The organism is Paenibacillus sp. FSL P4-0127, from assembly GCF_038007325.1.
Taxonomy (GTDB): Bacteria; Bacillota; Bacilli; order Paenibacillales; family Paenibacillaceae; genus Fontibacillus; species Fontibacillus macerans.
Window position 1 is genome coordinate 667,440 of the sequence record NZ_JBBOWY010000002.1, and the last position, 24,227, is coordinate 691,666.

Genomic DNA, 24,227 nt, shown 5'->3' on the forward strand with positions numbered 1-24,227 from the left:
TGAACAGGAGGGTATCTAAATGGGCATCATCGAAAAAATGAGACTGGACGGGAAGAAAATTTTCGTTACCGGCGGCGCAAGAGGAATCGGTAAAAGCGTGGCCACCGCCTTTGCCGAAGCGGGAGCGGATGTGGCGATTGTGGACCTGGATATCGCGGAGGCCAGAAAGACCGCTGCGGAGCTTGAACAAGGCCATAAAATTAAAGCGTTTGCAATCCGGGCGGATGTAACCAAACCCGAAGAGGTGGACGCCATGATCGGGGAAGTGCTGAGCGTTTTCGGGCGTCTGGATGTCGCCTTCTGCAACGCCGGAATTTGCCTGAATGTCCCGGCCGAGGATATGACGTACGACCAGTGGAGAAAGGTGATCGACATCAACCTGACCGGGGTATTTCTGACCGCGCAGGCAGCCGGAAAGGTCATGTTAAAACAAGGCGGCGGTTCGATCATTAATACGGCTTCGATGTCGGGACATATTGTGAATGTGCCGCAACCGCAATGCTCCTACAACGCCTCCAAAGCGGGAGTGATCCAGCTCACCAAATCGCTGGCCGTGGAATGGGCGTCAAGAAATGTGCGCGTGAACTGCATCAGCCCCGGATATATCGGAACAGAGCTGACCTTGAACTCTCCGAGCCTAAAGCCGTTGATCGAACAATGGAACAGCGTTGCGCCGCTGAAGCGCATGGGGAAACCGGAAGAACTGCAGTCCATTTGCGTTTATCTTGCCGGGGACACCAGCAGCTTTACGACGGGAGCCGATTTTGTCATAGACGGTGCTTTTACTTGTATTTAACGGATTGCAAAAATCCGGCCTTTGCGAAAGGAGACTAACGCATGCACTATTTACTGGGAACGGATATTGGAACATCGGGCACAAAAACGATATTGGCGGATACAAGCGGAAATGTGGTCGCCCAGGATTTACAGGAATACGACGTATTGACCCCAAAGCCCTTATGGGCGGAGCAGTGGCCCGAGGTGTGGCTGGAGGCGGCGAAGACGTCGATTAAAAATACGGTACGGAAAGCGGGAATTCCGGCGGAAAAAATTCACGGGATCGCCATCAGCGGACTGTACGGGGGCTCCGGGGTTCCGCTGGGCGACAATATGGAGCCGGTCCGGCCGTGCATGATTTGGATGGACCGCAGAGCGGAAGAAGAGACCAAGTGGGTCTTGGACCGGATCGGCGAAGAAAAACTGCTGGAAATTACCCATAACGGGGCCGACCCCTATTACGGCTATACGAAAATATTATGGATGAAACACCATGAACCGGAAAATTGGCGGAAAACCAAGCTTTTTCTCCCGCCCAATGATTACGTCATCTATAAACTGACCGGGAACATTGCCATCGACTATTCTTCCGCGGGCAATATCGGCGGCATTTTTGATATGAATACCCGAACCTGGTCGCAAGAAATGATGGACGCCATGGGCATACCGCTGTCCATGATGCCGGAAAATCTCGTGGAATCCACGGATATTGTCGGCGGATTAACGAAAGCGGCGGCGGACGAATTGGGCCTTTGCGAAGGGATGCCGGTGATCGCCGGCGGGATTGACTGCGGCGCCGCCAATATCGGTCTCGGTGTATTGGAACCCGGGGTTTATGCGGCGGCCATCGGAACTTCGATGTGTGCGGCATTCATTTCCGATCAACCGCTAAAGCGAAAAGATCTCATCGTTTGGCCCTATTTATACGATGCCAAAAAACTATCCTACTATTTCGCCGGCGGGGCCACGGCGGGAGCGATCGTAAAATGGTTCCGGCAAACGTTGTGCCAATTTGAACTCGAAGCGGAAAAAGCCGGCGGGAAAAACGCGTACGACGTGTTAAATGAGCAGGCGGCCCAAATCCCGGCCGGCAGCGAAGGGCTGATCGTGCTTCCTTATTTTATGGGGGAGAGAAGCCCGATTTGGGATTCGGACGCCAAAGGAACGATCGTCGGACTATCGTTGGCGCATACCAAAGCCCATATTTACCGGGCGTTTCTGGAAGCGGTTGCGTATTCTTTGCGGGAGGCGATGGAAGCCACCGGTGAAAACCTCGGCGAGTATATCCTGATTGCCGGCGGTGTAACGAAGTCAAAACTGTGGCGGCAAATCTTTGCCGATGTGACCGGTTATCCGGTGGTCTGCCCGGTGCATGATGTCGAAGCGAATATGGGCGATGTGATGCTGGCCGGAATCGGAACAGGCCTGCTCTCTTACGAGGATGTGAAGAAATGGCCGGTTTTGGACGAGAAGGTGATGCCTAATCCACAGCACCGCGAGAAATATAACGGTTATTACGAGGTCTACAAATCGGTTTATCAACATTTAAAGCAGGATATGAAAACGCTGACAAAACTTTCTTGAAGCGAAGGCGGAATCCTAAATTGCTGAAAAAGGACAGGTGAGCCAATGAATAAATGGAAAACTAGAATCGGTTATGGGGCTGGCGATTTAGGGTGCAACCTGGTATTCAGCACCATGGCCTCTTATTTGATGATTTTTTATACGGATGTCTTCGGAATCACGGCCGCTGCCGCGGGCACGTTAATGCTGGTAACCAAAATCATCGATGCTTTTGCGGATACGGGCATGGGCTTGTTGGTGGATCGCACGAAAACGAGATGGGGGCAAGGAAGACCCTATTTTCTGATCGGCGCCGTTCCTTTTACCGTATTTACCATCTTGACGTTTGTGGTTCCCGATGTAAATATGACCGGAAAACTGATCTGGGCCTATTTCTCGTTTACTTTGTTAAACATTGCTTATACGGTTGTCAATATCCCGTTAAACACGATCGTGCCCAGATTAACCGCGGATAATCACGAGCGAAACTGGCTGGTGTCCACCAGAATGATCTGCGCGCTGATTGGGACGGCTTTAGTGATGTCCATTACAACACCGTTAGTAAATTCCTTTGGCCAAGGAGATACGCAAAAGGGCTTTTTGCTCACCATGAGCCTTTACGGCATTGCGGCCATGTTCATATTTATTTTTACCTTTATGAACACAAAAGAGGTTGTCCCTCCGACCGTGGCGCCCGGGAAGTCTTCTTTTAAAGAAGACCTGAAAGGATTGACGGATCAGAGCATTTTATTCTTTATCGTGAATTTCCTCTATTTTGCGCTGTTTGTTATCCGCAATACGACCGTCATCTATTATTTTACGTATAACCTCGAACGGACGGACTGGCTCACCTTTGCCGGCCTGTTCGGCATTTTGTCCGGGCTGCCGATGCTGCTTATTTTACCTTGGCTGCAAAAGCGGATATCCAAGAAAAACGTCATGCTTCTAAGCATCGCTATCTATATTGCGGGGGATTTAATCCTTTATTTCGGAAAGTCATCCGCCTTGCTGCTCATCGCGGGGCTGGCGATCACCGGGCTCGGTATTTACGGCATCTTCGGCGTCACGTTTGCGATTCAGCCGGATGTCATCGATTATTCGGAATATAAAAAGAACCGAAGCATTTCCGGTATGATTGCGGCTTTCCAAGGCTTTTTCGTCAAAGGAAGCATGGGGCTGGCCAGCGCTTTAATCGGAGTGATCCTGAACATGGGCGGTTATGTCCCCAATGCCGAGCAAACGGTAACCGCTTTAAAATATATTGAATTAACGTTTATATGGATTCCGCTAATCATCTGCATCTTCATCGGAATTACCGTTTGGTTCTATAAGCTTGACGGCAAGCGCGCGGAAATGGATGTGGAGCTGGAACGGCGCCGGGCGATGTCCGGGGGGAATGCGGTTGGTTTTTAATTGGCTTGAGGGAGGCAAAATGCCTCCCTTTTTACCGCAGCTGCCTTCTTAAGTAAACGTAAACCGTCAGCGGCGCGAAGACGGCGATCAGAAGCAGACCGGCGCCGATGCCGGACGCCAGGTCGGACGCGCCGGCCGTGCCATGCAGCAGTTCCCTTGTCAGCTGGACGGCAATGCTGATCGGATTCAAATGACGTCGTCCCGCTGTATACCGTCATCGGCACCACCGTCAGCACGAGAATGCCCGGCAGCAGGTACTGGATATACTCCGTGACGGAACCGGTGATCGCCCCGCCGAACAAAAAGGCGAAGATGAGCAGCATGACGATCGGCGACAAGACCGCCTCCATGGCGAAGCCGAAGCCGTTGTTTCGCATGTGATACAGCGTTCTTCGCATGAACGGCGCTGTCGCGGCGAGGCCGCCCGGACTGCGGCGCGGCTTCCTCGCTCCGGTTGCCTGGGTGATATTCATGCTGACGATGCCTCCTTTCCGTGAGCGGCGGTGAGCGCGAAGAACACGTCATCAAGGCTCGGGTCGCCCATGGTAAAATCGTCGATCGCCGCCCCGTGGCCAAGCAGCGTGCCGATAACGGCGTGCGCCAGCCCGGTTTCCTGGACCGCTACTTTCACGATCGACCCATCCTCGTTCGCTTGGCCGGCCACCCCATGCTCGCTTGCGAGCAGGCCGCAGACGCCGGCGGGATCGGTTCCCGCCGCCAGCCGGATCGTCAGCGTCTTGCCGCCGCTGGAAGCTTTGAGCTGTTCCGGCGCGTCCATGCTAAGAATGACGGCTTCATGGCTTCCTTCATTCGCCAGCGCCGGATGCAGGCTGGCCAGCTTCCGCATCGCCGATGCCGCCGTCCCGCCCATCGCTCCTTCCATCGCCTTCAAAAGCGAATAGATCACCGACAAGTCTTCGAGCGAGAAGTGCTGCCGCGTCAGGAAAAATCCGTTCATCAGCTCGAATCCGCCATCCGCGCCGGTGAACGAGGCGACCGGGATGCCGGCCTGGTTGATCAATTCGACGTCACGGTAGACGGTGCGCACCGACACTTCGAACTTGCCGGCCAACTGCTCGGCGGTTACCCTTTTTTTAGCCATCAACTCCAGCGTGATTCCGAGCAAACGGTCCAATCTCACGGCCATCGCCTCCTCTGTCGATAAACTTGTGCAGGTCATCTGAGAACGATCCTACACTAATAATTCTGACAACATGGTTGTCAGGGTTGGAGATGCAACAATTTTCCTCTTAAGGTAAGCTGTCATTAGTCCCGCAAACATTTCTTAAACATTTGCCTGTTACGATAATTCCACTTGCGGAGAAATGAGGTATTATTATGATCAATATACTTGTCAAAACCCGGTCGGCCCTTCAACTTTCATTGGAAAAATCCATTCTATTGGATAGTCCAATTATAATACGCCTAATATAACTACGATTGATTGGAATCTGAAGGAAAGTGACGCATTTTGGCGAAATACCTACTTGCCTTAAGAAAAGATATCTTTTTCCATAAGAGGAGGAAAACAACCATGGCGAGTAGGGTACGCGCAAGGTCTAAAGCAACTTTTTTACGGATGGCGGCTGCGTTTTTGGCGGTCATTCTGGCAACAACGGTAATCGCCATCGCTGCCGCGCCGGGCAAGGTTTTGGCGGCAGGGGAGAATCTGCTGACGAATCCCGGATTTGAAGCCGGGGATGCCGCTTGGGAGAAGTGGGGCAACCCGGTGGTTGCGACGGCGGAAAAACATAGCGGAAACCGGTCGCTTCAGGTGAAACGAAATACGGGCGGAGCTTCCCAATCCGTGGCCGTTAAGGCCGGAAAAACATACCGGATCGGCGTATGGGTTAAATTTGCCGGCACCGGCGCGACCGGCCATACGATTTCGATGGAGTATTTCGGTTCCCAGCAGGGAAAAGAAAGCCTGAAATTCTCCGGATCGACGGACTGGGAGTATCAACAAATTTTATTTACCCCCGCTGCAGGCGTGCAGTATGCCCGGGTATCTTTTTGGAATAACACGGCGGTCGATTATTTTATTGACGATGCGGTGATTCGGGAATATGCGGACGAAGAACCGCCAACCGCACCCGGCAAATGGGAGACCGAGCTTATAGAGGACGGTCTTAAGCTGACCTGGACGGGTTCAGCGGATGATTCCGGCGTGGAGGCATACCAGCTTTCCTACAAGAAAACGGAGGATTCCGGCTGGCAGAACGTGAGCGTCCCCCATGTGGAGGGACAAACCAAGTACACCTATAGCCTCGAAAATCTGGAAGCCTATCAGGTATATGCCCTCAAGCTGACTGCCGTAGACGAGGCGGGCAACATCTCGGACGCCGTTATTGGGCTGGAAGCCACACCGGGCCCCAACCTGGTGGAAAACCCGGGGCTTGAGACCGGTTCCGTGTCCCCTTGGGAGGTATGGAAAAACCTTGAGACCACCACGGACCATCCGCACAGCGGACAATACGCCCTGAAGATCAAAAATCTGACCGGCGGCGGCACCAAGAAAATAAACGTAACGCCCGATACCACCTATTTGGTCAGCTTTTGGACCCGGTTTGCCGGCGAGCCGGTCACAAGCTTCGGGCTAGATTTCAGCTTATTCGGGCCAACGGAAACCAAGGTGCCGATAACTGCCCCGGTCAGCACGGAATGGACCAAGACCGAAGAGCGAATTCATTCCGGAAGCGGCGACAAGCTGATGAGGCTGGCCATGTGGAATACGACGGGCGTAGACATGTTTATGGATGATGTTTTTGTAGGGGCCCTGCCTGAGCTTCCTGCAAACCTCAAACCCAGCGTCCCGGCCAATGCCAAAGTAAACGGAACGGACTGGGTATCGGCGGACCTGGAGTGGGAGGCGTCGGAAGGACCTTATGGAGTCAAGGCTTATACGGTATCCTATAAGGAAGAGGGGGGAAATGAGGAATGGCGGACGGTAACGGTTCCCGCTGTCCAGGGGCAGACGTCTTATTCCTATAAACTGGAAGGCTTATCTCCGGAAACGGCTTATGACATTGAAATAAAAGCGGTCAGCGAAGGAGACCTGGTTTCGGAGGGAGCGGTTTTGCGGGCAGCCACAAGCCCTGTGAGGGCCTCCAACCCGGATGCCTCCGCCGAGGCGCTATCTCTGCTGGAGCGATTGTATGACACCACCGGGAACGGTATTTTTACAGGACAGCACAATTACTATGAGGACCCCTCCAACTGGTACAATAAAGCAGCCGAAATAACCGGCGTGTATCCTGCCTTATGGGGCTCTGATTTTGCCTATTACACAGGCGGCGACTTTGCGGGCTTAAGACAAAAGATGATTAATACCGCCATCGCCAAAGCCCAAAGCGGCGCCATGATCACCTTGACTTATCACCAAATTCGTCCTTTTGATCCTAAAACTGCCGGATGGGAAAGCGTAAAAGCGAAGGTAACGGAGGAGCAGATGGAAGAGATCGTTCCCCCCGGTACGGACCTGTATAATCAATGGGCAGCCCAAGTGGACGAAGTAGCCGGTTACCTGACCCAGCTTAAGGATGCGGGAGTTCCCGTGTTATGGCGGCCTTACCATGAAATGAACGCAGAATTTTTCTGGTGGGGCGGACGTCCGGAGCTTTTCAAGCAATTATGGGTCAATATGTACGACAGGTTCACCAATGTTCATCATTTGGATAACTTGATCTGGGTATGGAGTCCAAACGCGGAAAGCGAATGGGCTTATGACTCGGCTCCTTATTACCCCGGACACGATTATGTGGACGTGCTGGCCATGGACATCTACAATAACGACTACAAAGACGCCTATTACGAAAAACTGGTGGAACTCAGCGGCGGAAGACCGATCGCCATCGGCGAAAACGGAGAGCTGCCCGACCCTAAGGTCTTAAAGGAACGGCAACCCCGGTTTGTCTACTTTATGACCTGGTCCGAATACCTGACGAATAAAAATTCCGTGGAGAAAATCAATTCGCTGTATCACGATGCGCGTACGATAAATAACGGAGGCAGTGGCCTTTGATTAATGAGCCTGGCACAAAAAATGTGTCAGGCTTTTTCAAAGAGAATTGGCAAGAAATGCCGGAAGGGCGTTGAAAGCTTGTGGACAGGGAAGCTGATGTCAGGGAAGGCTGATGGGTTGGTCGACAGGATTAACATCCACTTGCCGGTGCTTTGCACGATTATCCCGTTTGATCAGGAAGCAGAGAAGAAGATACATTCAGGAGAAGAAGATATATTTGGAAGAAGTGGATATGGGAGAAGCAGACCTGTTCGAGATCATTAAACCTGTTTAAGATCATAGACAGGTTTATGAGAAGGGAAGCAAGCCTGAGACGGGAGGAATCGGGCAAGACACAAGAAAAAATGAAAAGACCGTGATCTTGCTGCAGCCTGAGTCTGTTTGCAGAAACGTTTGTACCGTTCAAGCACTTCTATCAGGCCGCAGCCGCAAGGGGCTGGTTCGGTTGGCGCGCGATCAGCCGGCGGTAAGGAATCGCCGGAATCGCCACACACATTTGCAGCAACTGCTGCCGCATCGTTTCTTCCGCTCCGGGCCGTCCTCTTTGCAGGCGCAGCCGGCGGCGTACGGTGTACTCGTTCAGATACGCTTGCAGATGCTTCAGTCCCAAGGCTCCATACGTACTCTTCAGCGATTCCCACGCCTCTCTCACCACTTTCCGCAAGGGCGCATACAGCCGAAAGGCCTGAGGAAACAACTGTACCGCCGATGTATGGACATCCACATGCCCGCCAATAAACGCGGTTAGATCGTGACGGTCTGCCCTTTTTTCGCCTCCCCGCTTATGCGGCACCAGGCGGATTTTGACTTGTTCCGGCTCGCCCGACTCTGTGACCGTGCAGCCGGCTACGACCGCCGAGGCATACGGATGCGAAAGCTGACACCGGGACGGATTACGCCCATACTGATCGCTGTTCACCTTCACGTCTCCGGAGAGCAGCTCCCGGGCATCGAACTCCCCCACGGCATGGCGTATTTTGTGCAGCACCGACCAGGCGGTCTTGTAGGCGACCCGGATCACCTTGCTCAGCCGCAGCGCCGAGATGCCGCCCTCAAGCAGGAACAACTCCAGGGCCTGGAACCACTTCACCAGGGGGAGATGCGTTCCTTCAAAAATCGTGCCGACCAAAGGCGATGTTTGATGCTTGCACTTTCCGCACTCGAACAAGGGAATATGCCGGGAAGTCAGGCGGCTGCACCGGGTGTAAGTGCAGCGCGGGCAGACGAAGCCGTTTGGCCACTTCATCGCGATTAGCGCCTCCATGCAGTCCTGCTCGCTGTTATAACGGCTGCTGAATGGCTGAAGTTCCGTTCCCGTATTGGCTTCCATATCCGTTTACCTCCCGAATCAAGAATACACGAACATAGGTTCCATTTATTTCATTATACCAAACACACGTTCTCTATTCAAGCCGAAAATCTCACCTAAACCGCCTTATTTTTTCACCCTTTCTTTTTCTGCTCTCTTTTTTCTTTATCCCGTTCACTACCCCCCCCTCTGCCCCTCTGAACGAAAGGGATAATCGTGCAAGGCAGCATGCAGATACACCAAGGCACTAAGCACCAAGACACCAAGACACGAACGCTATAGACAGCCACCTCAGCCGTAATTCAAATTTAAATGAATACCTTGCTGAAAGTTAACCATCTTATATTACAATAGATAGTGTAACGGGTTGAAAGGGGGCTCCCGCTGTGAGAGAGTCGGATAACCATGCCGTCGTTCTTTTTGACGGCGTATGTAATTTTTGCAACGGATCGGTGCAGTTCATCATTCGGAGAGATCGGGCTGGTTACTTCCGGTTTGCTTCGCTGCAGTCGGATGCGGCGAAGTCGCTGCTCGCAGGGCGGGCGGAAGCACCCAGTCTTGACTCGATCATTTTGATTGAAAATGACCGGGTGTTCACCGAGTCCACCGCGGTACTTCGAATCGCTAGAAAGCTGGACGGGATCTGGAGAGGAGCGGCCCTGTTCCTCGCTGTCCCCAAACCGCTCAGGGATTGGGCTTACCGTCTATTTGCCCGCAATCGATACCGCTGGTTCGGCAAACGCAGCGAATGCATGTTGCCGACGCCGGAGCAGCGCCAGCGATTTTTAAGCATGGATGAAGCGGGGAAGTTTTGAGTCTCAAAAGGGGGATCTTAGATTGATTCGACACTTATGCGGATGGAATATAGGCCTCCTCCACTTCGACCTTACGTTCATTCCCAACCAATTTGTATTTTACATCAATGACGGCCCCCTCTTGGTAACGGGGAATGTGAACGACGGATATAAAGGTTTTCACCGTGGCCCGGAAGGTCTGGCCGTCCTCCTGCGTAACGGTCAAATCGAGCTGGATGCCCGGACGATCATTTATACTGGATGAAGTCTGCTGGACGGAATGGATGAGCGCTTTTGCCCGGATTCCGTTGTCCAAGATATCCTGACGCTCCCGCTGGGTTTTCTGGTTGGCACGGAGTGTCTTTAGGGCGGCAATTAAAGTTAACGAACCCGTGATCAACCCGAATACGATGAGTAAGCTAACAATCGTTGTTTCGCTCATGTCAAACCTCCCGAATAAAATAGGTCAAGTTGAGATCAGCACCCCTAACGATAATACTCATTTCTCACATTTTCATGCATTGCCAACGGCAAAACAAGGTACTAAACGACCATCCAAGAAACAGAGAAGGTCGTTTAGTCTCCAAACTCCTTATCAGCCGCAGCCAAGGCGGCGCCGATGACCTGGTGCATGTCATAGTATTTATAGGTGGCCAAGCGGCCGCCGAAGATCACGTTTGCCTCCGCGTCGGCCAATGCCTTGTATTTCCTGTAGATTTCATTGTTTTTATCGTCGTTGATCGGGTAATAAGGCTCGTCTCCCGGCTTCCACTCTGTGGGATATTCGCGGGTAATGACCGTCTTGTCCTGCGTTCCGAACTCAAAGTGCTTATGCTCGATGATTCGCGTATACGGTGTTTCTCTATCCGTATAATTGACCACGGCATTGCCTTGATAATTGGCGGTGTCGCCCAATACGGCCGTCTCGAACCGCAAACTCCGGTATTCCAGAACGCCGTAGGCGTATTCGAAATATTGGTCGATCATGCCGGTATAAACGATCTTTTTGGCCAGTTTTTCGTACGCTCCCCGGTCATGAAAGAAATCGGCATTTAACTTGACGTCTGCGTCTTCTAGCATCTTTTGGATTATAGCCTGGTAACCGCCGATCGGGATGCCTTGATACGTGTCGTTAAAGTAATTGTTGTCATAAGTAAAACGGACGGGCAGGCGCTTGATGATGAAGGAAGGCAGCTCTTTGGCGGATCTTCCCCACTGTTTTTCCGTGTAGCCTTTGATCAGTTTTTCGTAGATATCGGTTCCGACCAGAGAGATGGCTTGCTCCTCCAGGTTGCCCGGTTCCGTAATGCCGGCGGCTTTCCTTTGTTCGTCGATTTTCCGTTTAGCTTCATCCGGGGTGGCAACACCCCATAATTTGTTGAACGTATTCATATTAAACGGGAGATTGTAGATTTCCCCTTTGTAGTTGGCGATAGGCGAATTGGTATAGCGGTTGAATTCGGCAAACCGGTTCACGTAGTCCCATATTGCTTTACTGTTGGTGTGAAAAATATGAGCGCCGTATTTGTGCACTTGAATGCCTTCGACCTCTTCCGTATACACGTTTCCGCCGATGTGGTTTCTTTTATCGATAACCAGGCACTTCTTGCCTCTTTTTGTGGCCTCATAAGCAAAGACGGCTCCGAACAAACCCGCGCCGACGATTAAGTAATCATACATGTGGAAACTCCTTGTAATGTTTTACTCCCATCACATCTTAGCATAATCCCGCGCCGGCAACTACAGCGCTCCGGCAAAATTATGCTATACTATTGGCTAATGAGTGTCCGGGACGGGGATGTAGGGGGTTTTAGCCGGAATGAATACCGAAGCATTGGAATATTTTATCAAAGTTTACGAGAAAAAAAGCGTTACGGCCGCAGCCAAGGACTTGTACATAACTCCGCAAGGCATCAGCAAAACCATCAGGCAGTTGGAGATGGAGCTGGAGACCGAATTGTTTTACCGGGGCCCGCGGGGGATGGAAGCGACCAAAGCCGGCGAGCTGCTGCATGCCCGGGCCAAGCATATCCATTACCTGATCGAAGACATCAAAAAAGAGATTCGGATCATGAACGGGAGAAAAGGGACTTTAAACGTGGTGATAACCTACTCGATCTCATCGGTTTTGCCGGTGGATTTTTTGTATCGGTTTTCGGCGCATTATCCCGAAATTCAAATCAAGCTTAAAGAATTCCCCGACGAATATCCCTTGACGAAGATTTTTCAGGAGGAAGCGGATGTCGGGCTGGTGATCGGAATCGAAGAGATGGACGATTGCGAATTCGAGATGCTGGTCCGCGGTGAAGTCGTCGTTGTCGTTGCGAAAAGCCACCCCCTGGCCGGCAAAGATGAAATTTCCGTCAAAGAGCTGGCGAACGAAGCTCTGGTCGTTAAAGCTGCGGGCAGCGGCAAGGAAAACGGATTTGTCGAGAAATGCCTGGAACAGGGCTTTACCCCCAATGTGATCCATGAGTTCGGCAATATTATATCGGCTCATCGGCTGTGCGAGCGAAATGGGGCCGTGGCCGTTTCGATCGATTTTGTGGAGGACTCCCTTAACAATGACAACCTGAAACGGATCCGGCTGATGGAAAAGATCCCCCAGGATATTTATCTCGTATTCCGCAAAAGAGGGATCCAATCGAAAGCAATCGCCTTGTTTCAAAGCTATGTAGCGGATAAATGCAAGTCGTTTTGACGGAAATAACGACCCGTCGAAACGGCTTTTTTCGTTATAAACTAAAAGTTGCCTCCCCCTAACGATTGGTTGATAGTTATTTTGGCCGCGATGGAGTACCCTTAGCTAAGGGTACCCATCAACTTGCAATCATGAAAGCACATACAAAATTTTTGTGATTGTGGCAACTTGGTTTATTTACATAGGAGGCGAAGAAGTGAGCAAGTCAGGCAAAGGCAAGAAAACTTTTACGGCATGGGCGGCATTGTTTTTGGCGCTGGCCGTCGGTGCGGTTGTAACCGTTTCAATGGCATCGGTTGCAAAAACGATCCAAATTCTGCTCGTTGCGGCCGTTATTGTTTCCGTTGTTGTATTGGTTAGCGGTTTCATGTGGGCGAGACGGAACCCCACGGAGCGAAAAGGATTAAGAAGAATGCTGATGGCGCTGCTTAGTTTAGGGCTGGTCATCGTGATTGGCCTCGACGTGGCCGTATACAAGTATCAGGTTGTCGTTAACCAATACCTGACCAAAGCGAAAATCGATGAGGAGGCGCTGGCGAAGGCTTCTGCGGATTCCAAAGCGGTTACGGAGCAAATCGAAGACGAGGGGATCGTGCTGCTCGAAAATAAAGAGCATGCCCTGCCTCTGGATATGAACAACGCCAATGAGAAGAATGTAAATATTTTTGGCCAGGCTTCCGTAAAAATGATTTACGGCGGCAGCGGCTCCGGTTCGGGCGATGAAAGCGCGAACGTCACGATTCAACAGGGCCTGGAGAAGGCCGGGTTTAAGGTCAACAGCGAACTCACCGAGTTCTATAAAGCCCACGCCCCCGCAAAAAAGAAAACGGACACGTTTAACCTGGACGGCGGCGACTATACGCTCAGCGAACCGGCTACCGGCGATTTCAGCGAGGAACTGCTGAAAAATGCGGAGCAATTTTCCGATGTGGCGGTCATCGTGCTCTCCAGATCGGGCGGCGAAGGCGGCGACCTGCCGTTCGAAACGGCGGAATACGGCGGTTCCAAAGACCGCCATTACCTCGAGCTGTCGGAAGCCGAAGAAAAGATGATCGACATGGTCACTTCGCGCGATTTCGCGAAGGTGATCGTGGTGATCAACTCCAGCAACGCGATGGAACTCGGGTTCCTGGAAAACAAGGGGATCGACGCCGCGATTCTGATCGGCGGTCCCGGCTCGACCGGCAACAACAGCGTCGGCAGCATTTTGGCCGGCAAGGTGAATCCGTCGGGCCGTCTGGTCGACACCTACGCTTACGATGTAACGACATCCCCGGCTTTTTACAATGCGGGCGACTTCAGGTACTTGAATACCAAACATAAATCCGTAGACAAATTCGGCAAAGAGAGCGAAAAATACCATGCGTTCGTCAATTACGCCGAAGGCATTTACGTCGGCTATCGTTATTATGAAACCCGGTACGTCGACAACGCGACAGGCCAAGTGGACGAGGCGGCGTACCGCAAAGCGGTTCAGTACCCGTTTGGTTACGGCTTAAGCTATACGAGCTTCACGCAAGAGATTACGGACTATCAAACCACAAACGATAAGATTACCGTCGAGGTCAAAGTGACGAATACCGGCGATACGGCCGGTAAGGATGTCGTGCAGCTGTACTACACTCCGCCTTATTATGAGGGCGGCATTGAAAAATCCCATGTCGTGCTGGGCGCGTTCGATAAAACGGAAATCCTCGAGCCGGGCGCTTCCGAGACGGTGACGTTGGAGATTCCGGTGGAAGATATGGCGTCTTACGACTACAAAAATGAAAAAGCGTATGTGCTGGAAGCGGGAACTTACGGAATCAAGCTGATGAAAAACGCCCATGAGACGATCGACTCCAGAACGTATGAAGTGAAGGACACGATCGTTTATGGCGGAGACAACAAACGTCCTTCGGATCAAGTCACGGCAACAAATGTGTTTGATGATGCGCTCGGCGGCTTGACCTATGTGTCCAGAGCCGATTGGGAAGGCACCTTGCCGGCGCAGCGGACTCCGGAAAAGGAAGCTTCGCAGGAGCTGGTCCAGGCTTTGGAAAACAAGCAGGTGACCGACAACCCGGACGATCAGGATATTGTTTTTGCCAAACACGGTCTGGAACTGGAAGATATGGCCGGGCTGGACTATAACGATCCGAAATGGAACGAGCTGCTGGAGCAGCTGTCCGTCGAGGAAATGGCGCAACTGATCGGATTCGGCGGCTACGCCACCCAGCCGGTCGCGTCGATCAACAAGCCCGGCACGACCGATCTGGACGGCCCGGCCGGGATCAATGCGCTGCTCACCGGTATTAACGGCGTGCAGTTTATGAGCGAAGTGGTGCTGGCGTCGACATGGAATGTGGATCTCGCCCAAAAAATGGGCGAAGCTCTCGCTAACGAAGCGCTCGTTTACAGCGTGACCGGGATGTACGCGCCGGCCATGAACATTCACCGCACGCCGTTCTCGGGCAGAAACTTCGAATATTATTCGGAAGATGCGTTCCTTTCGGGCAAGATGGGGTCTTATGTGGTGCAGGGAGCCGCATCCAAAGGCGTGTATGCTTACATCAAACACTATGCCCTGAACGATCAGGAAACGAACCGCGACGGCGTGGCCGTATGGACCAATGAGCAGGCGGTTCGCGAAATCTACTTGAAGCCGTTTGAAATTTCCGTCAAGCAAGGGAAAGCAACGGCCGTCATGTCCGCCTTTAACCGGATCGGCACGACATGGGCGGGCGAACATTACGGCCTGTTGACCACCGTGCTGCGCGATGAATGGGGCTTTAGAGGCATGGTCATCACCGACTGGGACATGTTCCCGCATATGGATGTGGACCGGGCGATCCGTGCGGGGGGCGACCTGATGCTGACGACGCTCGGCGATAAGCCGACGAAACTGAGCACGGACACGAACACCGGCAAACAGGCGATGCGCAAAGCGAGCCACAACATCCTTTATACCGTGGCGAACAGCAAAGCTCTGGAAATCAACGCCGCGCCGTATCCGTACTGGCTGCTGCTGCTCGGTCTCGGAAACATCATCCTTCTGGCCCTGCTGACCCTCGGGTTCTATAAAGCGGCGCACCGGAAGGCCCGCAAAATCGAAGCGGTTGAAACGCAAAACCAAAATATATAGATAGGCCTTAGGCGGTAGCTGATTAAGTCGGCTACCGCCCAAAGGCTAAAATGGGGTATTCGGAGATGAAACACAAACACTTGATAAAGCAGATGACATTGGAGGAGAAAGCTTCTTTAATGTCGGGGAAAGATTTCTGGCAGACGCAGGATATCCCGCGCCTGGGAATCCCGAGCATTTTTCTGGCGGACGGACCGCACGGCATTCGCAAACAAGCGGAGGCTGCGGACCATCTGGGCTTGAACCCGAGCCTTCCGGCCACCTGTTATCCGACGGCCGCGACCGTGGCCAACAGCTGGAATACCGAACTTGGAGAGAAGCTCGGCGAATATCTCGGCAAAGAGGCGGTCAGCCAAAGAGTGCATGTACTGCTGGGGCCGGGCGTAAATATGAAGCGAAATCCGCTGTGCGGAAGAAACTTCGAATATTTCAGCGAAGACCCGTATCTGGCCGGGAAACTGGCGGCGGCTTATATCCGGGGCATTCAGTCGCAGGGCATTTCCGCCTGCGTGAAGCATTTTGCCGCCAACAATCAAGAAGAAAGACGGATGTCGATCGATACGATCGTCGATGAGCGGACGCTGCGGGAAATTTATTTGACCGCGTTTGAAATCGCCGTGAAGGAAGGCGGGACCAAGACGGTAATGTCTTCCTATAACATGCTGAACGGCGAGTATACGAATGAGAACATTCATTTGCTGCGCGAAATCCTGCGCAAGGAATGGAATTTTGAAGGGGTTGTCGTCACGGATTGGGGCGGCAGCAATGACCGCGTGGCCGGCCTGATCGCCGGAAACGAGCTGGAAATGCCGACGACGGCCGGGGAAACCAATGCGGAAATTGTCCGGGCCGTACAAACCGGAGAGATCAAGGAAGAAGTATTGGACGAATGCGTGGACCGGCTGCTTGAACTGATTTTTTCCACGGAGGAAGCGTTCAAGACAGCGGATAAACCACAGTTTGACGTGGATCGGCATCACCGCGCGGCCCAGGAAGCCGCCGAAGAATCCATCGTGCTGCTGAAAAATGAAGGCAGTATATTGCCGATTCATCATGGCGTGAAAGTAGCGATCATCGGCGAGTTCGCCAAGGAAGCGCGTTATCAGGGCGCCGGCTCTTCGATCGTCAACCCGACCGTGCTTGACCACACTTTGGACGGTTTGGCGGAAGCGGGCTTGACGAGCGTCGGGTATGAACCCGGATTTGAGCGGTACGGAAAAAGAAGCCGGGGGAAAATCGCCAAAGCGTGCGACCTTGCCAAGCAAGCGGATGTCGTGCTGTTATATATCGGTCTGGACGAGGTGACCGAAGCCGAAGGCCTGGACCGGCAAAATATGAAGCTTCCCGAGAACCAGGTCGAATTATTGAATGCTTTGTATGAGGCAAATCCGAACATCGTGGCGGTGCTATCCTGCGGCTCCGCGGTGGAAATGCCGTGGATCGGCAAGGTAAAAGGCCTGGTGCACGGCTATTTGAGCGGTCAGGCGGGAGCCAAAGCGATCCTTGGAGTACTGACCGGGAAGGTCAATCCTTCCGGAAAATTGGCGGAAACGTATCCGCTCCGTTATGAGGATACGCCGTCCTACTATCATTTTCCCGGCAAGGAAGTCAGCGTAGAATACCGGGAAGGCCCCTATATCGGCTATCGTTACTATGATACGGCGAAGGTGGAGGTGCTTTTCCCGTTTGGATATGGCCTTAGCTATACGGCTTTTGCCTATTCCGATGTGCAGGCGGACCGGGATGGGGTCACTTTTAAAATCACGAACACGGGAAGCATGCCGGGGAAGGAAATCGCCCAGCTCTATGTCGGCTGCAAATCGGGGGATGTTTTCCGGCCCAATAAAGAACTGAAGGGATTTGCCAAGGTATTGGTCAATCCGGGCGAGACGGAAACGGTCACGATCCCGTTTGACGACAAGACGTTCCGTTATTTTAATGTAACAACAAACGGTTGGGAAATTGAAGGCGGGGAATACGAGATTATGATCGGGGCTTCCAGTGCGGATATCCGGCTGATCGCAAGCCTTCACGTAGAAGGAACGGGAGCGCCGCTTCCTTACGAGCAGGCGAAGCTTCCTTCCTATTATTCGGGCCAAGCGAACCAAGTCGGCCAGGAGGAATTCGAACGCCTGCTTGGGCGGAAAGTCCCGGCTGCCGCCTGGGACCGCACGCAGCCGCTCGGTTACAACGATACGATTGCCCAATGCCAGTACGCCAAAGGCTTTGTTGCCAGATTGGCCTTTCGCCTGATGTCTTTTGCCCATTGGTTTTTGTGGAAAACGGGCAAAAGAAGCACGGCCAACCTGATCATGATGTCGGTCTATCATATGCCGTTTCGCGGCATTGCCAGAATGACCGGCGGGCTCGTGAACATGCCGATGCTGGACGGTCTTCTGATGATGGTCAACGGTCATTTCTTCAAGGGGCTTAAGCATTTTCTGAAAGAGAGAAGCAAGATGCTGAAGGCCGCCAAGCCTAAGGTCGTCATACCAGCCCAAGCCACAAAAGGAGAAGAAATATGAGCGGTAGAAAAACAGCGGCCGGGCCGCTGGGCCTTTGGGCCCGATACAAAGAAAAACATCCCCATATTGCGCAGTTTCTGTTATTCTTTATATTGAGCAATGGCATTACCGTCCTGCAGTTGTTTTTAATGCCCTTATTTAAGAGTCTGTTCGCCCGCACGTCTCTAGTAAACAGCAATTTTCAAATTTTGCAGTTTGGGCATAACTTTGACGGCAGCCTTTACTATGTATTCGATTATGCGGCGGGTCCGCTGGCCGCGGGCGGCGGAGGCGGCCTGGCCTATTTTCTCGCCGTGCAAATTACGATTGCGATCGCCCAGATTCTCAATTTTTTTGCGCAAAGAAGCATTACGTTCAAATCGAACAGCAACATTTGGCAGGCCGCGTTCTGGTACGTCGTCGCTTATATCGTGATCACGCTCGGCGCCGCGGCGGCTCAAGGCTTCTACAAAGCGCCGATCTACAACCTGTTCATCAATACGTGGGGATGGGGCGCCGCCGGCGAGACGACGGCCGACGTGATTACGATGATTATCAACAGCGCTATTTCGTTCTGGGTGTTCTTCCCGATTTTCAAAGTCATTTTCAAGCAGGAACCCGAGAAGCAGGAATAGTTAAAGTGCGATTAAAGGTAGTGTGAGTTGAGTCATGAAATTATTATCCGTAGTTATCCCTTGCTACAATTCGCAAGACTACATGAGGTACTGCATCGAATCGCTGTTGCCCGGGGGAGAGCGGGTGGAGCTGCTGATCGTCAACGACGGTTCCACGGACCGGACCGGGCAAATTGCCGACGAGTATGCAAGCCGTTATCCCGGGATCGTCAAAGCGATCCACCAGGAAAACGGCGGCCACGGGGAAGCGGTCAACGCCGGGATTCGTCATGCGGCGGGCTTATATTTTAAAGTCGTCGACAGCGATGACTGGGTGGATGTCCGGGCGTATCTGAAAATCTTGGAGACCCTCAGCGCTCTAACCGGGGAAGGTAAACATGTGGACATGCTGGTCAGCAATTTCGTCTATGAAAAAGAAGGCAAAAAGTACAGAAAAATCATGAAATACGACGATGTGCTTCCGGAAGGCCGGATTTTTACGTGGGATGATATCCAGTGTTTTCGCAAAGGCCAATACATGTTAATGCATTCCGTCATGTACAGGACGCAGCTTCTCCGGGATTGCCGGCTGGAGCTTCCGCAACACACCTTTTATGTCGACAATTTATTTGTGTATACGCCGCTGGCGCATGTCAAAACGCTTTATTATGTCAACGTCGATTTTTACCGGTATTTTATCGGCAGGGAAGGCCAATCGGTCCAGGAGAGCGTTATGATCCGCAGAATCGATCAGCAGATTAAAGTCAATAAACTGATGATCGACCAAGTACGGCTGGATATGATCGAAAATCCGAACCTGCGCCGCTATATGTTCAGGCATTTGGAGATCGTCACGGTCGTATCAGTGATTTTGTTGATCCGCTCGGGAACGGATGAACATCTTAAGAAGAAAGATGAACTATGGGACTATATTAAAAATAAAGATATCAAGCTGTACCAGGATCTGAAATACGGCCTGATGGGAAGATTGATCAATTTGCCCGGACGGGCCGGCCGCCGCATTTCCGTGGGGGCGTACAAGATTTCGCAACGATTGGTCGGGTTTAACTAACGTGGGGAGCAGGGGCCTGTAGGGTGTCCTGCTTCTTTTCCTATATTAGAAAGTAGGGAGAATCTATAGTAGAATATCTTTGAATATACCGCCTATCATACAGAAGAGGAACCAAAGATGAAATATAAAGAGATCATTGCACAAATGACATTGGAAGAGAAAGCGTCTTTAATGTCGGGGAAGGATTTTTGGCAGACCCAGGACATCGAGCGCCTTGGCATTCAAAGTATATTTCTTGCCGATGGACCACACGGTATCCGGAAACAGGCGGTAGCGGCGGACAAGCTGGGCCTTAATGAAGGCGTGCCGGCCACTTGTTATCCCACGGCGGCGACGGTGGCCAACAGCTGGAACGTGGAGCTGGGAGAAACCGTAGGGGAGTATCTCGGGGAAGAAGCGATCGCGCAAAAAGTCAGCGTTCTGCTCGGGCCCGGCGTCAACATGAAGCGGAATCCCCTGTGCGGCCGGAATTTTGAATATTTCAGCGAAGATCCTTATTTGGCCGGTAAAATGGCGGCGGCTTACATTCGGGGCATTCAGTCGCAGGGCATTTCCGCTTGCGTCAAGCATTTTGCCGTCAACAATCAGGAGAAGCGGCGGATGTCGATCGATGCCATCGTCGATGAAAGAACGCTGCGGGAAATCTATTTGACCGCCTTTGAAATTGCGGTGAAGGAAGGCAAAACGAAGGCAATCATGTCTTCTTACAATAAATTGAACGGTACCTACACGAACGAGAACTTACATATTATGCAGGATATTTTGCGCGGCGAGTGGGGGTACAAAGGGGTTGTGATCACGGATTGGGGCGGGAGCAACGACCGTGTGGCCGGACTTTTGGCCGGAAATGAACTGGAAATGCCGACAACCGCGGGCGAAACCGATCGGGAGATTGTCCAGGCCATTCGCAGCGGAAAGATCCCGGAAGAAGTATTGGACGAAAACGTGAACCGGCTGCTTGAGCTGATTTTTACCAGCGGAGAGGCTTTTCGGCGGCCGCATTTGGAGTTTAATGTGGAGTATCACCACCGGATGTCCCAGAAGGTCGCGGAAGAGTCGATCGTACTGCTGAAAAACGAGGGGAATATTCTACCGCTCAAATTCGGCAAAAAAGTGGCGGTGATCGGCGATTTTGCGGAAAACGCCCGGTTTCAGGGAGCGGGTTCCTCCATCGTCAATCCGACCATTTTGGACCACACCCTCGATTGTTTCGAACAGTCGGGCATCGTCAGCATCGGCTATGAACCCGGTTTTGAGCGCTACGGAAAGAAGGACCGGAAAAAAATCGAAAAGGCCTGCGCCCTCGCGGCGCAGGCGGATGTGGTTCTGCTGTATATCGGTCTGGATGAAGTGACGGAGGCCGACGGCCTGGACCGGCAGAGCATGGGAATTCCGGAGAATCAGATCGAACTGCTGGACGCTTTGCACCAAGTGAACCCGAATATCGTGGCGATTCTGTCCTGCGGTTCCGCGGTGGAAATGCCGTGGATCGGCAAGGTGAAAGGGCTGCTGCACGGATATTTGGGCGGGCAGGCCGGAGCCAGGGCGATCCTGCGGGTGCTGTCGGGAGACGTCAATCCATCGGGCAAGCTGGCGGAAACGTACCCGCTTCGCTATGAGGACACCCCGTCCTCCCGGTATTTTCCCGGCAATGAAACGACCGCCGAGTACAGGGAGGCCGTCTATATCGGTTACCGCTATTACGATACGGCGGACGTCGACGTGCTTTTTCCTTTCGGATACGGACTGAGCTACACCACGTTCGAGTATTCCGACCTGCAGGTCGATAAGGCGGGGGTGACGTTCAAGTTGACCAATACCGGCGCCGTTGCCGGGATGGAAGTCGCGCAGCTATACATCGGCTGCAGCTCCGGGGAAATTTTCAGGCCCCGCAAGGAATTAAAGGGGTTTGTCAAAGTGTTTATCAATGCCGGCGAATCCAAGACGGTGTATATTCCGTTTGACGACAAGACGTTCCGCTATTTTAACGTAAAAACAAACGGGTGGGAAATCGAAGAAGCGGACTATACCATCATGGTTGGCGCATCGAGCGCGGACATTCGGTTGACGGATACCCTATTTGTGGCGGGAACGGCAGCGCCGGCGCCTTATGATAAAGCGAAGCTTCCGTCCTATTATTCGGGCCGGATCACCGATGTCGGCACCGCGGAATTCGAAAACCTGATCGGGAGAAAGGTGCCGGTTTCCACCTGGGACCGGTCGAAACCGCTGGGGTACAACGATACGATTGAGCAATGCCAGTATGCGCAGGGCGCCTTCGCCAGGCTGGCCTATCATGCCATTGTGTTTGCTTACTGGTTCCTGAGAAAAATAGGCAAACGCAGCACGGCGAATCTGATCATGATGTCGGTTTATCATATGCCGTTTAGAGGAATCGCCAGAATGACCGGCGGCGTCGTTAATATGCCGATGCTGGACGGGATTTTGCTGATCGTTAACGGGCATTTCTTTAAAGGGCTGGCCCATTATTTAAGGGAAAGAAAAAGAAAGCTGAAGCGGAGAAAGACGAAATCATAATCGTTAACGGAAGGAGCAAGGATAGGGATGTCTAAACCTGTAATGAACATCGCATTAGTGTGCGGACCGGATTGCGATATGGAAACACAGGCGGTGCGCGCCGCGCTGGAGCTTTTTGGCGCGAGGGTGTTTACGTATTGGATCGGCCGGCCCAACGATTTAATCGCCGTCCTGTCGGGGGAGGACCTGTACGCCGGGACGGATATGATCGTCCTCTGTTTTCACGGCGATGAAGGAAAATTCATCATGCCGGAATTGGGCGAGGACGTTTACGAGGAAGGGGAGCCGCAGGGGGACTTTGGTCCGGCCGAGATTTTGCGCTATGCCAAGCTGGACGGGAAGATCGTCATCGGCAACGGATGCACGCTCGGCGACAAGGAACTGGCCCGGGCGTTTCTCGGCCGCGGCTGCCGCATCTATATCGGCCCGGACGATTATCCGGACGGCAATGATGCGCTGATGTTCGTGCTGAGATTTTTCTATGAAATGATCCAACATGGAAAGAGCGCGGAAGAGGCTTATGCCCTGGCCGTAACGATGAGCGAGGAGCTGCCGATGTACCGGTTGTACCAAGGTTTCGAGTTGATTTAATGCTAAAATGTTGTCAAAATGATTAATAGTTGGTTTCAAGGAGTGGTGTCATGTCTGTTACGATTCAAGATATTGCCAAAGAGGCCCAGGTTTCGGTCGCAACCGTTTCCAGAGTGATCAATAATTCCAAAGCGGTTAGTCCGGAGCTGAAAAAAAGAGTAAATGATGTAATTCAAAAAAGAAACTTTAAGCCGAATTCCTTGGCAAGAGGTTTAATCATGAATCAAACCAACATTATCGGGATCATCGTTCCGGACATTTCAAATCCGGTATTCGGTGCCTTGACCAGGGGGATTAACAGCTTCTGCCAACAGAAGGGTTATACTTTAATGGTCTGCGAATCGGGGGGACAACAGGAGAAGGAAATCGAATTATTAGGGATATTGGCCAATAAAAAGGTTGATGGGGTTTTGTTTGCGGGAGTCGACGTGAATTCCACCTTGGTGGAAGAAATGAAAAGGAAAGAGTACCCCATCGTCCTGGTTACCCAGGAGGCTTCGGAAGGAGAAGAAGTGATTCACACGGTCACTCATGACAATATCAAGGCTACGTATGATGCGGTCTCTTTTCTTATTGAAAACGGGCATACAAAAATAGCTTTTATAGGCGGTCCGGAAAACGATTATTCATCCGGGCAAAAACGTTTAACAGGGTATGAGCTGGCGCTGAAGGAACACAACATTGAAGTTCCGGATTCTTATATCGAGCATGGGAACTTTTCCTTCGAATCCGGGTATGATTGTATGAAAAAAATATATGAGGAAAACAGCATTCTGCCAACCGCCGTCATGGTATGCAACGATGTTATGGCGATTGGGGCTATCCGGTTTTTGAAAAATGCGAAGGTTTCGGTACCTGCCGATATTTCCATTATGGGGTTCGATGATTTGGAGTTCGGTAAATATTTCAGCCCCGAATTGACAACGGTTCGAATCTCTTACTTCGATGAAGGGCTGAAAGCGGTCAAAACTCTGTTCAAGCTGATTCATCAGAAGCAGCAGGCCATACCGAAAACTCAATTTATTCCGCACAAAATCATAAGAAGAATTAGTGTGCGCAAAATATCTCTTTGAAAGGCACAAAATTTCTATTGATTTTTACCAAAAATTCGAGGTATAATATACCCACATCAGGAAAAGGTTTTCCTGAAATTGATTCGGAAAACCTTGCTTCTGGGGAAATAAGGGGGGATTAGCGGTAAAAATG

Annotated in this window: 18 protein-coding genes; 13 read left to right on the forward strand and 5 right to left on the reverse strand. The window is 52.0% G+C overall.

Annotated elements, in window-relative coordinates; translation table 11 throughout:
* The first annotated feature begins 19 nt into the window (after positions 1-19).
* Genes NYE74_RS29505 through NYE74_RS29515 form a run of 3 tightly spaced genes read left to right on the forward strand, consistent with a single transcriptional unit; the run spans position 20 to position 3,753 of the window.
* On the forward strand, positions 20-796 hold the full coding sequence (locus tag NYE74_RS29505; RefSeq protein WP_036625705.1) for an SDR family oxidoreductase: 777 nt from the start codon (positions 20-22) through the stop codon (positions 794-796).
* A 41-nt stretch (positions 797-837) separates the two neighbouring features.
* A complete protein-coding gene (locus NYE74_RS29510) occupies positions 838-2,361 on the forward strand; it encodes an FGGY-family carbohydrate kinase (RefSeq protein WP_036625703.1) in 1,524 nt (507 codons plus the stop codon).
* Positions 2,362-2,406: 45 nt separating this feature from the next.
* Positions 2,407-3,753, forward strand: a complete 1,347-nt coding sequence (locus NYE74_RS29515; RefSeq protein ID WP_036625701.1) for an MFS transporter — start codon at positions 2,407-2,409, stop codon at positions 3,751-3,753.
* 31 nt (positions 3,754-3,784) lie between these two features.
* Here the strand turns inward: NYE74_RS29515 and NYE74_RS29520 are convergent, their stop codons facing one another.
* Both NYE74_RS29520 and NYE74_RS29525 read right to left on the reverse strand, forming a co-directional pair.
* Complete coding sequence (locus NYE74_RS29520) at positions 3,785-3,943, reverse strand: hypothetical protein (protein ID WP_227872713.1); 159 nt, start codon at positions 3,941-3,943, stop codon at positions 3,785-3,787.
* Positions 3,944-4,222: 279 nt separating this feature from the next.
* Positions 4,223-4,894, reverse strand: coding sequence for an HTH domain-containing protein (locus NYE74_RS29525; RefSeq protein WP_341005420.1), 672 nt, complete (start codon positions 4,892-4,894; stop codon positions 4,223-4,225).
* 393 nt (positions 4,895-5,287) lie between these two features.
* Between NYE74_RS29525 and NYE74_RS29530 the strand changes: the two genes are divergently transcribed.
* Entirely contained in the window at positions 5,288-7,774 is a 2,487-nt protein-coding gene (locus tag NYE74_RS29530) for a glycosyl hydrolase (protein ID WP_341005421.1), read from the forward strand.
* Positions 7,775-8,189: 415 nt separating this feature from the next.
* Here NYE74_RS29530 and NYE74_RS29535 read toward each other — a convergent pair whose 3' ends face one another.
* Positions 8,190-9,104 (reverse strand): transposase, encoded by a 915-nt coding sequence (locus tag NYE74_RS29535; protein WP_124331875.1) that lies wholly within the window; start codon positions 9,102-9,104, stop codon positions 8,190-8,192.
* Positions 9,105-9,469: 365 nt separating this feature from the next.
* On the opposite strand from NYE74_RS29535, the gene NYE74_RS29540 reads away from it, so the two are divergent.
* Complete coding sequence (locus tag NYE74_RS29540) at positions 9,470-9,898, forward strand: thiol-disulfide oxidoreductase DCC family protein (protein ID WP_036625691.1); 429 nt, start codon at positions 9,470-9,472, stop codon at positions 9,896-9,898.
* 34 nt (positions 9,899-9,932) lie between these two features.
* Here the strand turns inward: NYE74_RS29540 and NYE74_RS29545 are convergent, their stop codons facing one another.
* Both NYE74_RS29545 and glf read right to left on the reverse strand, forming a co-directional pair.
* Positions 9,933-10,319, reverse strand: a complete 387-nt coding sequence (locus NYE74_RS29545; RefSeq protein ID WP_036625688.1) for a hypothetical protein — start codon at positions 10,317-10,319, stop codon at positions 9,933-9,935.
* A 134-nt stretch (positions 10,320-10,453) separates the two neighbouring features.
* Positions 10,454-11,557 (reverse strand): UDP-galactopyranose mutase, encoded by a 1,104-nt coding sequence (gene glf, locus NYE74_RS29550; protein WP_124331874.1) that lies wholly within the window; start codon positions 11,555-11,557, stop codon positions 10,454-10,456.
* A gap of 139 nt (positions 11,558-11,696) precedes the next feature.
* On the opposite strand from glf, the gene NYE74_RS29555 reads away from it, so the two are divergent.
* The 8 genes from NYE74_RS29555 to NYE74_RS29590 all read left to right on the forward strand — a co-directional run bounded on the left by NYE74_RS29555 (position 11,697) and on the right by NYE74_RS29590 (position 24,094).
* Positions 11,697-12,578, forward strand: coding sequence for a LysR family transcriptional regulator (locus NYE74_RS29555; protein WP_036625685.1), 882 nt, complete (start codon positions 11,697-11,699; stop codon positions 12,576-12,578).
* A 196-nt stretch (positions 12,579-12,774) separates the two neighbouring features.
* Complete coding sequence (locus NYE74_RS29560; protein ID WP_227872711.1) at positions 12,775-15,702, forward strand: beta-glucosidase; 2,928 nt, start codon at positions 12,775-12,777, stop codon at positions 15,700-15,702.
* A 65-nt stretch (positions 15,703-15,767) separates the two neighbouring features.
* Positions 15,768-18,227 (forward strand): beta-glucosidase family protein, encoded by a 2,460-nt coding sequence (locus tag NYE74_RS29565; protein WP_270619662.1) that lies wholly within the window; start codon positions 15,768-15,770, stop codon positions 18,225-18,227.
* A complete protein-coding gene (locus tag NYE74_RS29570; RefSeq protein ID WP_036625681.1) occupies positions 18,224-18,841 on the forward strand; it encodes a hypothetical protein in 618 nt (205 codons plus the stop codon). Before NYE74_RS29565 ends, NYE74_RS29570 begins: the two co-directional genes overlap by 4 nt.
* Positions 18,842-18,875: 34 nt before the next feature.
* Entirely contained in the window at positions 18,876-19,892 is a 1,017-nt protein-coding gene (locus tag NYE74_RS29575) for a glycosyltransferase family 2 protein (RefSeq protein WP_341005423.1), read from the forward strand.
* Between the two features lie 117 nt (positions 19,893-20,009).
* On the forward strand, positions 20,010-22,430 hold the full coding sequence (locus NYE74_RS29580) for a beta-glucosidase family protein (RefSeq protein WP_036625678.1): 2,421 nt from the start codon (positions 20,010-20,012) through the stop codon (positions 22,428-22,430).
* A 27-nt stretch (positions 22,431-22,457) separates the two neighbouring features.
* Positions 22,458-23,021: a hypothetical protein gene (locus NYE74_RS29585; RefSeq protein WP_036625677.1), complete on the forward strand. Its 564-nt coding sequence runs from the start codon at positions 22,458-22,460 to the stop codon at positions 23,019-23,021.
* Between the two features lie 50 nt (positions 23,022-23,071).
* On the forward strand, positions 23,072-24,094 hold the full coding sequence (locus tag NYE74_RS29590) for a LacI family DNA-binding transcriptional regulator (RefSeq protein WP_036625676.1): 1,023 nt from the start codon (positions 23,072-23,074) through the stop codon (positions 24,092-24,094).
* Positions 24,095-24,227 lie beyond the last annotated feature (133 nt).

Coding starts and splice junctions, on each gene's coding strand:
- NYE74_RS29515 (WP_036625701.1), top strand. CDS start 2,407: ATGAATAAATGGAAAACTAGAATCGGTTATGGGGCTGGCGATTTAGGG.
- NYE74_RS29530 (WP_341005421.1), top strand. CDS start 5,288: ATGGCGAGTAGGGTACGCGCAAGGTCTAAAGCAACTTTTTTACGGATG.
- NYE74_RS29510 (WP_036625703.1), top strand. CDS start 838: ATGCACTATTTACTGGGAACGGATATTGGAACATCGGGCACAAAAACG.
- NYE74_RS29565 (WP_270619662.1), top strand. CDS start 15,768: ATGAAACACAAACACTTGATAAAGCAGATGACATTGGAGGAGAAAGCT.
- NYE74_RS29570 (WP_036625681.1), top strand. CDS start 18,224: ATGAGCGGTAGAAAAACAGCGGCCGGGCCGCTGGGCCTTTGGGCCCGA.
- NYE74_RS29555 (WP_036625685.1), top strand. CDS start 11,697: ATGAATACCGAAGCATTGGAATATTTTATCAAAGTTTACGAGAAAAAA.
- NYE74_RS29535 (WP_124331875.1), bottom strand. CDS start 9,104: ATGGAAGCCAATACGGGAACGGAACTTCAGCCATTCAGCAGCCGTTAT.
- glf (WP_124331874.1), bottom strand. CDS start 11,557: ATGTATGATTACTTAATCGTCGGCGCGGGTTTGTTCGGAGCCGTCTTT.
- NYE74_RS29545 (WP_036625688.1), bottom strand. CDS start 10,319: ATGAGCGAAACAACGATTGTTAGCTTACTCATCGTATTCGGGTTGATC.
- NYE74_RS29505 (WP_036625705.1), top strand. CDS start 20: ATGGGCATCATCGAAAAAATGAGACTGGACGGGAAGAAAATTTTCGTT.
- NYE74_RS29585 (WP_036625677.1), top strand. CDS start 22,458: ATGTCTAAACCTGTAATGAACATCGCATTAGTGTGCGGACCGGATTGC.
- NYE74_RS29580 (WP_036625678.1), top strand. CDS start 20,010: ATGAAATATAAAGAGATCATTGCACAAATGACATTGGAAGAGAAAGCG.
- NYE74_RS29590 (WP_036625676.1), top strand. CDS start 23,072: ATGTCTGTTACGATTCAAGATATTGCCAAAGAGGCCCAGGTTTCGGTC.
- NYE74_RS29575 (WP_341005423.1), top strand. CDS start 18,876: ATGAAATTATTATCCGTAGTTATCCCTTGCTACAATTCGCAAGACTAC.